The sequence below is a fragment of the Nocardia sp. XZ_19_369 genome, assembly GCF_015355715.1.
In the GTDB taxonomy this organism is placed as follows: domain Bacteria; phylum Actinomycetota; class Actinomycetes; order Mycobacteriales; family Mycobacteriaceae; genus Nocardia.
Genome location: NZ_JACVED010000009.1, coordinates 418,064 through 432,019, shown reverse-complemented (window position 1 = coordinate 432,019; position 13,956 = coordinate 418,064). Strand labels below are relative to the sequence as shown.

The following is a 13,956-nucleotide window of genomic DNA, read 5'->3' as shown; positions in this document are numbered from 1 at the left end:
ATGACAGCGCCACGGGTCGCCCTCGTGCACGAGCGGTTCACCGAATACGGCGGGTCCGAGGCCGTGGTCGCGGAGTTCATCAAAACCTGGCCCGGCGCAGCGGTATTCGCGCCGATCGTCAGTCCGGAGGGCTACGGCTCGCTGGCGGCGGCCGTCGGAACGCCGATGGATCCGATTCACGACACCTGGCTCAGCCGCGCCCATACCGCGCTCGGCGGCCGCGCGCACGCACCGCTGCTGCCGTTCGTGCCTCGGGCATTGCGCCGCCTGCCACTGGCCGGACGCTTCGACGCCGTGGTCGTGAGCCATCACGCGTTCGGTACGCAGGCCGTGTTCGCGACCGACGCACCGGTGATCGCGTATGTGCACAGTCCGGCCCGCTGGGCCTGGGACAGCGCGTTTCGTGCCCAGGAGGCCGGGGGACCGGCGGGGCGACTGGCCCTGGCTGGACTCGGGCATCTGGCGCGCCGCACCGAGACGCGGGCCGCACCGCGGTTGGCACATGTGATCGCCAACTCGTACGCCGTCGCCGCTCGGGTGCAGGACTGGTGGGGGCTGCCGTCCACCGTGGTCAGCCCGCCCGTGCGCATCGAGCGGTTCACGCCCGACCCGGCAATCGCTCGCGAGGACTTCTTCCTGTTCGCCGGTCGGCTCGTCCCCTACAAGCGGGCCGACCTCGCGATCCGCGCCGTGCAGCGCGCCGGTGGCCGGTTGGTCGTGCTCGGCGACGGCAGGCATCGCCGGTACCTCGAGGAGATCGCCGGGTCCGAGACGACGTTCCTGGGTGCCGCGTCCGACGAGGTGCTGCTGGATATGTACCGGCGCTGCCGCGCGCTGCTGATGCCGGGCGTCGAGGATTTCGGCATCGTTCCGGTGGAGGCGATGGCTTGTGGCACCCCGGTCCTTGCGGTCGGCGCGGGCGGCGCACTCGACACCGTCCGCCCCGGTGTCACCGGCGAGTACGTCGACTTCGGCACCGACGCGGCCGTGGTCGACGGCCTGGCGGGACGCCTCCGCGATTTCGACCCCGCCCGTTACGACCCGCTCTCGATCGCCGGCCATGCCGGCACCTTCGCACCCGCCGCGTTCCGATCCCGGGTCGCCGATGTGGTCGCACGAACGATGATCTGATACCCGTGATCTTGTGTGTGACAGCAGGCAACAGCAACGCCGCCCCGATGGCGGCCGTCATGGCCCAGCAGTCGCCCGTCGCGACGGTGCAGAACACCGCCTCCTACCAGCCGCTCGACGCGCGCGTTTTCGGGGTATCGATCAGGCACGGGACGCGCTTCCGGTCACCATGGCCGCCGCCGCTGCGCCGAGCCAGGTGCAGGACGCGACCCAGGTATCGGACTCGACCGAGAAGCGGATCAAGTACCCGACAACCGACAACGCCGCACGGGCGGGTGCCGCACGCGGCGCCGCGGGCGCCACCACCGGTGCTGTGGTCGGTGCCGCGGCCGCGACCCTGCCCGGAGCGATCGTCGGCGGCGGTGCGCTCGGTATCGCGGGCATGGCGGACGGTGCGGCCCAGGCACCTCGGGTTCACCTATCGTCGACGCCGAGGAAAAAATTGTCGGAATCCACAGCACCACGCCCTCATCGGCCTCGGCGGCATAGCGAAGATTCGCCGCTCGCATCGCACCGAAATGTGATACCGGTGCTGCACAGCGAGATCCCTGATCGGACAACGAAATTCGGTCGGCGACGGAAACTGGAAACCCGGCGGTACCGGCTCCTACCGGGATACCCTGGTCGGCATGGGCACCTCGGCTACGGCCCCTTACCCGCCAGTGGCTGTATTCCGGGGAGTGGGTGAAGGCGGGAACACTCCGCAGCTCGATGAGCATGTCCAAGGGGAAGCGCGGCGGACTGCGCTGGCGCTGGCCGAGGTACCGACGCATGCCGGGCCTGTCGAACGCACGGCGGCGTTGCAGCGGGTCGTCAGTGCGGCCGGTGGGTTGGTAGGCGCGCTGTCGACAGAACGTGCAGCGATCGTGGGGGAGGATCTGCCCGCGGAATCGGTGAGCCAGTCGTTCTTTCGGGTTCGCGAGGTGGACCTGTCCGACCAGCAGGCGGCCCTGCACGGGGTGCTCGTGGTCTATCGCGGTGTGCTCGACCTGTGTCGTGCGCCGCTGTCCGGTGCCGACCTGGCGGTTGAAGTTGCGGCGATGCGTCAGGCCGTACTCGACCTCACCGGCAGCACGGCGGGTGACGTGGCCGGTGAACGGACATTCGATGCTGTTGTGCCGGAAGAGGTATCGCTGGAAAGCGAATGGACGGCCCGGTGGCTCGTCGGGCATCAGGTGCACGTCCTGTTCAACATCTGTGCGGCGGTCGCGGTATCGGACGCGGTGCATCACCTGCGTGACGGAGCAGCGGAGACCGCGTTGGCGCGGCTCGCGCACGCCACCACATTCGTCCGCGGCTTTCCCGCGGCGATGACGCACGCCAGCACGATTCCGGTGGACTACTACATGGAGACCGTGCGGCCCACCATGCAACCGCCCGATGTGGCGATTCCGTTGAGCGGACGGCAACATCGCGGCTACAAGACATTTCGCGGCGCGATGAAAGACCTGCTCAAGGCTGTCCCGGATACCTACGACCACCTGGTCGCCCGTGACCCCGACCTCGCCGCCGCTCGTAGCGCGCTGCTCGAGGCCGACCTGGTGGACAGCGAACGCCATGTCACCCTTGCCTATTCGATGGTTCGATTGCGTCGGTCCATCGCGCAGCTGCCCACCGGTCCGGACAACGCCGTCGGCGAATTGCGCCTGATGCGGCACCGGCGGGCCGCCCAGTACGCGCCGCTGATCCAGTTCGGCGACCACTACATCGCTGACGCCGTGGCCGCTTTGCGGCGCTAGGCGCACCGGGCAGGAGGGCCTTGATGCACGAGATCGCCGACCCCACCGACGAAATCCCCGACCTGACATTGGATCCCGGCGAGACCACCGAGACCGACAAGGTCGCCCGCGCGCTGTGCGGCGGTACCCACGATCGGGTGGACGCCGACGAATGGGTGGCGCGCGCTCGGGATGCGTGGGACGAACTGCCGCTGTCCGTACGCCGCAGCGTGCGGCAATTCCGGCGGCACTCCGGCTCGCGCGGAGCGTTGATGATTCGCGGCTTGCCGGTCGATGCCGCAGGATTGCCCGCGACGCCGTCCGTACCGGATTCGGTACAGCGCGAAGCTACCGTAGCCGCAGCGGTACTCACCATGATCGCCTGCGGGCTGGGCGACCCGGCCGCGTACCTGGCCGAGAAATCCGGCGCCCTCGTGCAGGACGTCGTGCCGGTGCCCGGCAAGGAAACCTTCTCGGGCAACGCGGGTTCGGTGCTGCTCACCTTCCACAACGAAAACGCCTTCCACCAACACGAACCCGACTACGTGCTGTTGCTGTGCCTGCGCGCCGACCACGACCGGGTCGCGGGCCTGCGCACGGCGTGCCTCCGCGAAGTGCTACCACTGCTCTCCGCGGTGAGCCGAAAGGTGCTGTTCACTCCGGAATTTCGCACCGCACCGCCGCCGTCCTTCGGCGTGGACAACACCGTCGTCGCACCCCAGCCCTTACTGTCCGGCGCCCCGGAAGACCCCGATATCCGGATGGCCACCATCGCGACCACCGCATTGACACCACGGGCCGTCACCGCGCTGACCGCCTTCGGCCACGCCTGCAACACCGCCGCCCGCACCACCAGACTCACCCCCGGCGACCTGGTCATCGTGGACAACCGCGTTACGGTGCACGGCCGCACCGCCTTTCGCCCCCGTTACGACGGCGCCGACCGCTGGGTGCAACGCACCTTCGCCATCGCCGACCTCCGCCGCTCCCGCGACCACCGCGCAGACGACGGGTATGTGATCACCTGATGAGACCGCACGGTTCGGGCACGGCAGTCTCGATCAGACTGCACTTGTGTGCGTTTGGCGTCCAGCACCCAGTTTTCGGGTCTGTCAGCGGCTGAACATCACACGCGACTATGTGCGGAGACGCCCATCGTTCGATGCCGATCTGAAACGATCGATCGACGTACGGCGATAGCCAAAGTACCGGTGCCCGTAAGGGTGTCGTCTTCGCCTCGGTAATGAGACGGTCGCGCGCACCAAGCGAGGGCGCGACGTCGATCTCGTGTGCCGATCGAGACCGAAGTGACGGGAGGGGATTCGATGACCGCAACGGTGCGTTGTTGCGCCCCTTCGTGTTTCGATGAGTGGAAGAGGTTATCCCTCCTTCTCTCCGGTATTGACGAGCGAAGCGAAGATTGCTAGTTTCAACGGGGGAACGTCTAGTTGTTCGCGGGAGGAATCCAGGGATGAATTCACTGTCTCAGGTGCAGACGATCGAATAAGCGCCTTTTCAATGCTGTAGAGCAATCAGTTTTTGTGGTGCAGTCGAACTGCACCGAGTCGAATATTTTCGTTCCCGTGATTTGCCCGATCCAACGGTAGCTTTCTCCGGGATAGACCGGAAAGTCGCTCGTCGGTTCACATTTCTGGGGAACTCTTGAACGTCAATTTGTCTCGTAGTCCGCTGTCCAGGCAACAACTTCCGTTGCCAACGACATCATATCGATCGCAGCTCAGCGACCTTTCCCTCGGCCTCACGCTGGCCGATCAAATAAGTACCGGCCGCGTCCGCGGCCCGGTCCGGCGAGTACCGGCCGGCAGCCGCATCTACGGGCGCGGCGATACCTCGGATTGGATCTGCCTGATCCGCATCGGCTGGGCCAAAACACTCAGTACCTCACCGCAGGGCAAGCTCTGCGTCCTCGGCATCGAAGGACCGGGCTCGGTCCTCGGGGTTGCCAAGGACGCCAAGGGTTCGCGCAGTGAGGACATCGTGACGAAGACCGAGGTGCAGTTCAATGTCGTGCCGCGCGCCGACTTCGAACGATTCCTTGCCACGCCGCTGTTCGGTGCGCAATGGCGCAGGCACATGATCGAGTTGATGAGCGAAAGGCAGCGCACGATCATCTCGTTCGTGACGCTGGACAGCGAGCGACGGCTCGCGGCAACGCTCGTGCAGTTGGGCACCAATTGGGGAATAACCCACGATGCCTCGACGCGGCTCCGATGTTCGCTGACCCATGAGGAACTCGGCCAGATGGTAGGCACCACCCGCTCGCGGATCGGATATTTCATCAACCGGTTCCACGAGCTGGGCATGGTCTCCAAATCCGCCGACGGGCTCGTCCTGCACATGGAAGTATTGCGACGCTTTGTCCAAGGTTGAGCGCGGAAACCCGAACCGCGCCTGGCTCTTTCCCGGCCAGGGATCGCAGGTCCCCGGAATGGGCATCGACCTGCTGGCGCGATTCGCCGATGTGCGGCGGTTATGCGATTCGGTGCTCGACTTCGATATCGCCGAATCGTGCACAGGCGAGAATGGTCACCTGAATCGGACCGACCACCTGCAGCCGACGCTGTACACCGTCAATTACTTGCATGCGCTGGCCCTTCGAGAGACCGAAGGCTGGCCGGCCGTGATGGCAGGGCACAGTCTCGGTGAAATCAGCGCTCTCGCGGTGTCGGGTTTCCTCGACTTCGAGCAGGGCCTGAGATTGGTGGCGGCTCGTGGTCGTTTGATGCACGCGGTCCGGGACGGTGGCATGGCTGCCGCGGTCCGGATCGAAAGGCCTGCTCTGCTCGCGGTTCTCGAAGCCAGCGGTTTGACGACGGTAGACATCGCCAACTGGAACTCCGGTACCGAGACCGTCCTGTCCGGGCCGGTCGAGGACCTCGTGTTACTGAAAGACGCTGTCCGCGCGGCCGGCGGCATCCTGATCCCGCTCAAAGTAGGTGCCGCGTTCCATTCGCGGTATATGGCGGGCGCCGCTGACTCGCTCGGTGCGGTTCTCGCCGGCATCGTGTTCAAGCCCGGACGAGTGCCTGTGCTGAGCAATGTCACGGCACTCGAGTACACGCCACAGGACGCCGCTCGGTTGCTGGCACGACAAGTGCGAGAACCGGTTCGGTGGAGCGACTGCATGCAGGCGCTGCGGCGCCGCGGCGTGACCGAGATCGACGAGGTCGGGCCGGGCGGAGTGCTGCGCAAGCTCTGGGCCGCGAACCCGAGCGTCAACGGTTCCCGGTCGAATGGCTCGCCGATCGTGGTAGCCCCAGCGCCCACCCGGGAAACCTTCTGTGCCGCATACCGTGTCCGTCACGCCTATGTGGCCGGCTCGATGTACCGGGCGATCTCGTCGGTGGAGCTGGTCGAAAGAATGGCGAAGTCGGGGTATCTGGCCTTCTTCGGCACCGGCGGAATCAGCAGAACCGAAATCGACAGCGCCGTCGCACGGCTCGCCCGCACCTGCGCCGGCCTGCCCTATGGGCTGAACATACTGAGCCAACCCGAACGTTCGGCGGCGGAGCAGTGGGTTGTCGACGCAGCGCTCCGCGCCAATGTGACGGTATTGGAGGCCTCGGCGTACACCACACTGTCCGCCCCGCTCGTCCAATACCGCTACTCCGGCAGCCGGATGACCGCGGGAACGCCCTATGTGCCGAACCGAATAATCGCCAAGGTGTCGCGCGGTGAGGTGGCACGCAAGTTCCTGATGCCGCCGTCGAGGGAAATCATCGATGACCTTCGCGCGAAAGGCCTACTGACCGTTGAGGAATCACGGGTCGCCGAACTGATACCGGTCGCCTCCGATATTTGTGTCGAGTCCGATTCCGGCGGCCACACCGATCGGGGCTCCGCACTGATCCTGATACCCAGCATCCTCGGCCTGCGTACCCGGATCGGATCGTCGTTCCCGGCGAGCAGGCAGGTCCGAATCGGTGCCGCGGGCGGCCTCGGCACTCCGTCGGCTATCGCCGCGGTACTGACCCTCGGTGCCGAGTTCGTCCTCACCGGCTCGATAAACCAGTGCACCCCCGAGGCAGGCACCTCGGACTCGGTCAAGGACCTGCTGGCGACCCTCGGCGTGCACGACATGGCGTTGGCGCCGGCCGCCGACCTGTTCGAGGTCGACGGACAGGTGCAGGTGGTCCGCAAAGGCACGCTCTTCGCCGCGCGGGCCAACCGATTACAGCGGGTGTATCGCGAGCACGGTCGCTGGGACGATGTCGATCTGCCCACCCGGTCCAGCATCGAACGCCGGATCCTGAAGGACAGTTATCACAACGTGCTGGAAAAGGTGCGGTCACGCTACGTTCTGCAGAATCGGGCCGACCGGCTGAGATTGCTCGAGCAGGACCCACGGCAGCAGCTGGCGGCGGTCTTCACCACGTATCTGGTGCACACCACTGTCGCCGCGATCGAGGGCGATGCCGGGCTCGCCGCGGACTTTCAGATCCACTGCGGGCCCGCGCTCGGCGCCTTCAATGAATGGGTGCAAGGATCCGCACTGGAAGATTGGCGTAATCGGCACGTCGACACGATTGCCGATGCCTTGTTGGCGGCGGTCCGCGCCGACAGCCGCAACGGCGAGACCACCGGGAATGCTCGGTCCGAGCTCGATCGAGTACCCGATCCGATTGGATAACTTTGAGCAGCACGGGCGGGCAATCCGGGAGACGCTTCAGCTATCGACGGTATCTACCCGGAGGATTTCGAAATGGTAGTCGCGCCCTGGTCGAAGCGTGCCCTCGCTTGGCTCATCGACATGCATGTCAGCATGATCGCCCTGGTTCTCGCCTACGTGGTGAGCACGTGGGGCACGAACAATATCGGCGGCGGGGTTGCCGTGGCAATCACCACGGTCGCTTACGTGATCTGGTATATGGTCGGCTTTGTGAATCGGTGCATCTTGATGGGACGCACGGGTCAATCGTGGGGCCGCAAGTTCTTCGACATCTCGCTCGTCAACGAGGCGCACGGAAAACCGATCGGCGTATGGAAGGCCTTCGTTCGCGAGAACACGCACTTCCTGGATTACTTCTCGCTCGGCTACGGCTGGTTCCGGCCCTTCCGGGATCGCAAGGGGCAGACGCTCGCGGACTACTTCAACAAGACGATGACCGTCGAAGGCAAACCCCCGCTGCAGCCGGTGATCGTTGCGGAGCGCGTTGCCGCCCCCGAAGCAGGCCACAACCCACTGCAGGCCGCTCTGTGAGTCCGAAATGCCTCGGGCCGCAACGCCTATGGTGAATCGACTCATCACGGATGCCATGAGGCGTGCGCGTCTGCAACGGCGGCACGGTCTCACGGCGCAGCCATTCTCCTCGGTAGCGGAAGCCGTTCGCTCGGTGGTCGCTTTTCACGCCACGGACCCGGCCACCGTGTACTTGGGGCTGGCCGCCCGGTTGGCACCCGGGCCGGCCGTGAACTTGTCGGCCGAGGTGTTCGGCTCCGGAAATTTCGTGAAGATGCATGCGATGCGCCGCACCGTTTTCGTGGTCAGCCGTGCGGATGTCCCGAAACTACGTGCGGCTGTTGTCCTCGACCTCGCGGCCAAGGAGCGGCGGGCGATCTTGCAGCTCCTGACGTCGGCCGACCTGAGTGAGGCCTGGCTGAAATCGGTCACCGACTCGATCTGCGCGATCCTCGCCGACGGGGTACCCCGGTCCGGCGCGGCGCTGGGAAAGCTCGAACCCCGCCTCACCCAGCAAGTCCGGGCACCGGGCCGAGCTTCGGCGAAGTGGGTGTCGGTCGGTAGCCGGGTCCTCGGGTTGCTCGCGATGGACGGGCAGATCGAGCGCGGCAGCCCGGTGGGATCGTGGCAGAGCAATCAGGTCACCTGGCTGCGGTCGGCCGACTCGGCACCCGTGGACCGAACCGCCGCCTGCGAGTGGCTGCTGGCGAGTTACCTCACGCAGTACGGGCCCGCCACCCTCGAGGACATGGCCTGGTGGACCGGGTGGGGCAAGGGCCTACTTACCCGAACGTTGACCCAGATCGACGCTCGCCCAGTCGAATTCGAGCACGGCGGTACGGGCATGGCGTTCTCCGACGACACCGCGGTGGACGCTCTTGTCGATACCGGACGCGCGGCCCTGCTCCCTTCCCTCGACCCGAGCGTCATGGGCTGGAAGCACCGCGACTGGTATCTGGACCCCGCCATGGCCGCCCGGCTCATCGACCGCACCGGCAATATCGGTCCGACGGTGTGGTGGGGCGGTGCCGTAGTGGGCGGTTGGGGCCAGGACGCCCGGGGGATCGTGCGATGGGAGCCGCTCGCCCCGCTGACCGCGTCGGCCCGCACCGCTATCGCCGCTGAGGCGGATCGAGTCATGCACTTCCTTGCCGGTCGCACGGTGTCGCCGCGGTTCCGAACACCGCTCGAACTACACCTGGCTGCGCAAGCGGGGACCGAATAACAGTCATTCAGGAGACATCGAATGATTACCAGTACACCACCGACCAGACAAGAATTCGTCGATCACCATGTCGCTTCGGCGCGACCGCTCGTCGTGCGGCAGGGTTTGAAAACGTGGAACAGCGCACCGCCGTGGAACTTCGACACTCTGGTTTCGCAGGTCGGTGCTCAGCGCGTGCCCCTCTACGGCAGCCTGTTCGATTTCATCGGCCTGTCGACGTTTCGTAACTACCACGATCGATTCCTCACCTCCGCTACGCCGGCCGAGCAGCCCGCCTATCTCCGTTGGTACACAAGACAATCCGAAGCTCGATTGCCGTGGGCGGACGACGCTTTCGATGCCTTGGCCGGTTCCTGGCATGCGCCGGAGTGGCTCCCCACCGACGGCTATGTCTTTCCGGCCTATGGCGGCCAGGCCGATGTGGTGCGGCAGTCGTTCCCGGCCAAGGGCATCTTCGTGTGCGGACGGGGCGGAATGACCCGCTGGCATGTGGACCCGTGGCGCAGCGATGCGTACCTGTGCCAGGTGATCGGCCACAAGCGAATTGTGCTGTATCGACCGGGAACGGCGGCCCCGCGAGATCCGGAGGCGCTGGGCAGTGTCATCGATACGCCCCATGTCGTGCCGCCCGGCTGGCCCGCCGAGCCGCTGGTCGACGTGATTCTCGCGCCCGGCGACTGCATCTATATCCCGCAGAACCATCCGCATGCCGCGGTTGCGTTGTCGCCGAGCCTGTCGATCACCTGGAACTTCGTGCACCGCGCCAACGACACGGGCTACCGGGAGCTCGTCGCTTCGGCTGCCGACGATGCCACCCTGCGGTACTTTTCCGCACCCGTCGCCCAGATGGATGTCGCTTAGAACCTGTGGTGGCCCAACAACCGGCTACTTCGCTTCCTCGACCTTCGTGACGGACTTCGTGAACAGCGCCTCGAACGTGCTGCGCTGCGGTGCCACGTTTTCGCCCTGCACCACCACGAACAGCGTGTAACCCCGGACGACCGCGATGCCGACCAGCCTGCGCGTCGTGGAGGTAGTCCCGTCGGTCGCGGTGTCGCGGGTCTCCTCGCTGTACATCGCCGCCTTCGCGTCGGTGAGCTGCCCCGGCACGGTCTCCGGGGTGACGCGAATGTGGCTGCTGACCACCTGGCCGCCGACGCCCATCGGCCCGGTGACCTCGGCGCAGGCGCCGGACCGGTTCCCGACGTAGGTGTGCAAATCGAAAGGGCCGTCGGAGATCTCGACGATGTAGAAGCTCCCGGTCGCCGCGTCCATCGCGGTCGCGGCATCGGCCGCCTCGGCCACCGCGATTTCGCTGGTGGCGTTGGCTTTTGCCGCGCGATCGCATTGCGGCGGGGTGACGCTGCCGGTCAGTAGCGGCGCGTAGCTCTCGGTGAACGTACCGGCGATCGCCGCCGAGTTCATCGGCTGATATTCGGTCCCGGACGGGAAATCCGCAGCGCCGGGCAGCAATTGCGCCCGCGGCACGGTGGGCTTCGCCGGAGCCGGGTCCGTATCGGCGCTGCCGCAGGCGGTCAGCGCGAAGGCGGCAACGGCGGTGCCGACGACTGTTCGGATGGTCCTGGATGATCGTGTAATCATGAGTTCGCACGCACCTCGTCTACGGCTTGCCACAATCTCTGTGGGGTACTGAAGGTTTCGGGATCGCCGACGATCGAGTCGGGTAGCGAGATCGCGAGGGCATCCTCGAGATCGAGCAGCAGCGACACCGTCCGGAGGGAGTCGAGTCCGAGATCGGTGAGGTTCGCGTCGGGTAGCAGCGGCTCCTCATCGGTCAGGAACGGAAGGCGGGCACGGATAATGGAGACGAACTCCTCATTCATGTAGTGCTCCTCGGGAGATGCGAGCGGCGGGTTCTCGGGTGATGGTCAACTTGCTGGTCGAGACGACATCCGCGCCGTCGATGACGATTTCGATCGGCGCCGGGTGCCCCAGAAAGGCGATCAGGCTTGCGGTGAGCCCGTAGGCGCCGACGTCGGGGATCCGGACCACCGCACCTTCGGCGACGGACGGCAACTCGACGTCGCTGGACAGGCAATCGATGGGCGTGCACAGGGGGCCGACGAGCGATCCCCGCACCAGACCGTCGTGCTGCCCGAGTATCTCGACAGCGGGGTTGGGCCGGGCGAGCCGGCGCAGGCCCGACATCCCGCCGAGGTGGTTGACACCCGACTCGAGAACGACGTAGAACTGGCCCTTCGACACCTTGCTGTCGACCACCCGGGAAAGCAATGACCCGCTGGTCGCGACCAGGTATCGCCCGGATTCGAAGCTGATCTGCGGCGGCACGTCGCACCCGGACCACACCGCGGCAATGCGGTCGCCCAGCCCCTTCAGCAACGCGAGATTCATGGATTCGCCCCGGCCTGCGTAGGGGGCGGGAAAGCCGCCACCGAGATCCACCTCGAGCAGCTCGACCCCGATGGCGGCAGCCAGTTCGGCGGCAAGGAGAGCGTTGTCGTACAGCTGGTCGGCGAGTCTGTCCTCCGCGGTGATGTTCGATCCCGAAAAGAGGTGGAATCCAACGACTTTCGCGCCCGGACGCGAGCGATAAAGCTCTCGGTGCGCGAGCAGCGCCGAGGCGTCCACACCGAACTGCGAGGAAACGCCTGCCATCGTCAACGAACTCCCCGTGAGCCGGGTGTCGCGGTTGACCCGGATCAAGCATTCGGCCTCGGTCGAGTTCGCCAGGCTTTCGGTGGCCACGCGGTCGAGGTCGGCCGCTGATTCGATCGAGAAGCGCCGCACCCCGGTTCGTATCGCGTGGGAGATCGCGGATCGGGTCTTGCCCGGACCGGTGAACAGCACTTGCGCAGACCTGGCTCCGGCCGCGTGCGCGGCGTCGATCTCACCTTCCGAGCTGACTTCGACGTCGCAGCCCTGTTCCAGCAGGCAGCCGACGATGTCCGGGTGCGGGTTGGCCTTCAGCGAGTAATACAGTCGGCTCCCCTCGGGGAGGATCGTGCGCAACGCCGCGCAGGCGGACCGAATCCGGCCCAAATCGTAGACATACAACGGACTTCCGTATTCCCGGATGAGGTCCGGGTACGCACTGCCGGTCACAACGACTCCCGCAGCTGCCGCTTGTCGACCTTGCCGTTGACGCTCATCGGCAGGGTGTCCCGAAATACGGTGCGCTGCGGCAGCTTACTGCGTTCGACCCGGTCGGCCAGTTGCGCCACCACGTCGCGCACCGCCAAGTCGGGCTCGCGGACGACGACGAGGCAGGCTTGGTCGCCGTTGTGCGGCGGGATCAGTGCGGCCTGCAGGACGCCGGAGATGTCGAGTGCGGCGGCCTCGATCTCGGCGGCCGACACCCGGAACCCGTTTTGCTTGTACTGCTCATCTATTCGACCGTGGTGATACAGATAGCCGTCGTCATCCAGATGGCAGAGGTCGCCGGTCCACAACAGCGTCTCGCCCATGACATTCCGGCGAAATCGCTGCTTGGTCAGCTCAGGGGCGTTCCAGTACCCCGACATCACATTCGCCCCGCGGACGACGAGTTCGCCCACCTGGCCGGGCGGCAAGCGATTGCCGTCTTCGTCGACGACGTAGCACTCGGTGTCCTCGAGCGGGTAGCCGACCGAGTCGAGGCGTTCACCGAGCCGGTCCAGCGGCATGATCGCCACGCGTTTGCATTCGGTGAGCCCGAACATGCGCACGACGGCCAGCCCCGGAATGAGATTGGTGAGATCTTGGATCACGACCGGAGCGAGCGGGGCGCCGGTGTTGGTGATCATGCGCAGGCGCGCGGGCGGCTCGCCCGAACGCGCCACGGCCAGCCGCAGGATCTGGGCGAGCGTCGGCACACAGGGAAGTACTGTCGCGCCGGTTCTTTCGAGCGTTGCCAGAATCGAGGCGCCGACCGCCGCGCGCGGTTCCAGGCACAGCGTCGCGCCGACGTCGGTGGTCAGGAAGGCTTGGTAGAGACCGTAATCGAAGGATTGCGGCAGTACGCAGAGGACTCGGTCGTTCGACGTGTAGCTGAGCCGCGATTGAATGGCCTTCACGGCGAAGAGAACCTGCGCGTGCGTCGACAGCACGCCCTTCGGCGCCGCGGTGCTGCCCGAGGTGTAGATCAAACAGACCGGGTCGCACGATATCGCGGCTCGATGCCGCCCCGCGGAGGATCTGCGGTGGACGTCGGCGAGTTCGTCGATGTCGATGCGCCGCACGTCGTACGCCGCTTCCTCGGCCAGGCCGGCGGTCGCCGCGTCGACGACCACCACCGCCGGTCGGCAGTCCTCGATAATCAACCGCAGCTGTTGCGGTTTGAGCTCCGGTGACACCGGCACGTAAACGAGACCCCCGCGCGAGCAGGCGTAAACCAGCGGAATCGCCACCGCGCTGGCGGAAGCGAGCGACAGGACGCGGTCGCCGCGATCGACGCCGAGGTCGCGCAGATAGCCGTGCATGCCGAGGCTGAGCTGTCGCAGCCGTCCATAACTCCACGTCTGGTCACCGGAGCGCAACGCGGTCTTGGACGGCGACAGCTTCGCCCGACGGTCGAGCAGGTCGTGCAGCAACTGCTCACGCACGGAAAGCTCCTCACTGTGGCCGGGATCCTTACTGTCACCGCAGGTTATGACTGCGAGTGGGGCGTGCGTGGCTCAAGGTTGAGCGCCTGACGCATCTGGTCGGAAGGCTCAATTCTGCGC

Annotated in this window: 13 protein-coding genes; 8 read left to right on the top strand and 5 right to left on the bottom strand. The window is 66.0% G+C overall.

Translation table 11 applies throughout. The features are described from left to right. Nucleotides 1–1,131 (top strand): glycosyltransferase, encoded by a 1,131-nt coding sequence (locus tag IBX18_RS32470; protein WP_194837296.1) that lies wholly within the window; start codon nt 1–3, stop codon nt 1,129–1,131. A gap of 141 nt (nt 1,132–1,272) precedes the next feature. Here IBX18_RS32470 and IBX18_RS32465 read toward each other — a convergent pair whose 3' ends face one another. Beyond that, on the bottom strand, nt 1,273–1,515 hold the full coding sequence (locus tag IBX18_RS32465) for a hypothetical protein (protein ID WP_194837295.1): 243 nt from the start codon (nt 1,513–1,515) through the stop codon (nt 1,273–1,275). A gap of 296 nt (nt 1,516–1,811) precedes the next feature. Between IBX18_RS32465 and IBX18_RS32460 the strand changes: the two genes are divergently transcribed. From IBX18_RS32460 to IBX18_RS32430, 7 genes are all read left to right on the top strand, one after another. Continuing rightward, nucleotides 1,812–2,870: a hypothetical protein gene (locus IBX18_RS32460; protein WP_228542106.1), complete on the top strand. Its 1,059-nt coding sequence runs from the start codon at nt 1,812–1,814 to the stop codon at nt 2,868–2,870. Between the two features lie 23 nt (nt 2,871–2,893). After that, the gene (locus IBX18_RS32455; RefSeq protein ID WP_194837293.1) at nt 2,894–3,877 is read left to right on the top strand and encodes a TauD/TfdA family dioxygenase; all 984 of its coding nucleotides are present in this window, start codon (nt 2,894–2,896) and stop codon (nt 3,875–3,877) included. A gap of 682 nt (nt 3,878–4,559) precedes the next feature. After that, nucleotides 4,560–5,240, top strand: coding sequence for a Crp/Fnr family transcriptional regulator (locus IBX18_RS32450; protein ID WP_194837292.1), 681 nt, complete (start codon nt 4,560–4,562; stop codon nt 5,238–5,240). Next, nucleotides 5,227–7,500 (top strand): PfaD family polyunsaturated fatty acid/polyketide biosynthesis protein, encoded by a 2,274-nt coding sequence (locus tag IBX18_RS32445; RefSeq protein ID WP_194837291.1) that lies wholly within the window; start codon nt 5,227–5,229, stop codon nt 7,498–7,500. Before IBX18_RS32450 ends, IBX18_RS32445 begins: the two co-directional genes overlap by 14 nt. 72 nt (nt 7,501–7,572) lie before the next feature. Beyond that, nucleotides 7,573–8,070: an RDD family protein gene (locus tag IBX18_RS32440; RefSeq protein WP_194837290.1), complete on the top strand. Its 498-nt coding sequence runs from the start codon at nt 7,573–7,575 to the stop codon at nt 8,068–8,070. 55 nt (nt 8,071–8,125) lie between these two features. Continuing rightward, nucleotides 8,126–9,274 carry a DNA glycosylase AlkZ-like family protein gene (locus tag IBX18_RS32435; protein ID WP_194837289.1) on the top strand — a complete coding sequence of 383 codons (1,149 nt, stop codon included), beginning with the start codon at nt 8,126–8,128 and terminating at the stop codon, nt 9,272–9,274. A gap of 21 nt (nt 9,275–9,295) precedes the next feature. Then, entirely contained in the window at nt 9,296–10,135 is an 840-nt protein-coding gene (locus IBX18_RS32430; protein WP_194837288.1) for a cupin-like domain-containing protein, read from the top strand. Between the two features lie 24 nt (nt 10,136–10,159). Here the strand turns inward: IBX18_RS32430 and IBX18_RS32425 are convergent, their stop codons facing one another. The 4 genes from IBX18_RS32425 to IBX18_RS32410 are packed head-to-tail and all read right to left on the bottom strand — an operon-like array spanning nt 10,160 to nt 13,836. After that, nucleotides 10,160–10,876 (bottom strand): hypothetical protein, encoded by a 717-nt coding sequence (locus IBX18_RS32425; protein ID WP_194837287.1) that lies wholly within the window; start codon nt 10,874–10,876, stop codon nt 10,160–10,162. Next, nucleotides 10,873–11,118, bottom strand: coding sequence for a phosphopantetheine-binding protein (locus tag IBX18_RS32420; RefSeq protein WP_194837286.1), 246 nt, complete (start codon nt 11,116–11,118; stop codon nt 10,873–10,875). The genes IBX18_RS32425 and IBX18_RS32420 overlap by 4 nt, the downstream gene beginning before the upstream one ends. Beyond that, entirely contained in the window at nt 11,111–12,358 is a 1,248-nt protein-coding gene (locus tag IBX18_RS32415; protein ID WP_306796512.1) for a type III PLP-dependent enzyme, read from the bottom strand. The genes IBX18_RS32420 and IBX18_RS32415 overlap by 8 nt, the downstream gene beginning before the upstream one ends. Then, the gene (locus tag IBX18_RS32410; protein WP_194837285.1) at nt 12,355–13,836 is read right to left on the bottom strand and encodes a class I adenylate-forming enzyme family protein; all 1,482 of its coding nucleotides are present in this window, start codon (nt 13,834–13,836) and stop codon (nt 12,355–12,357) included. Before IBX18_RS32410 ends, IBX18_RS32415 begins: the two co-directional genes overlap by 4 nt. Between the last annotated feature and the right edge of the window lie 120 nt (nt 13,837–13,956).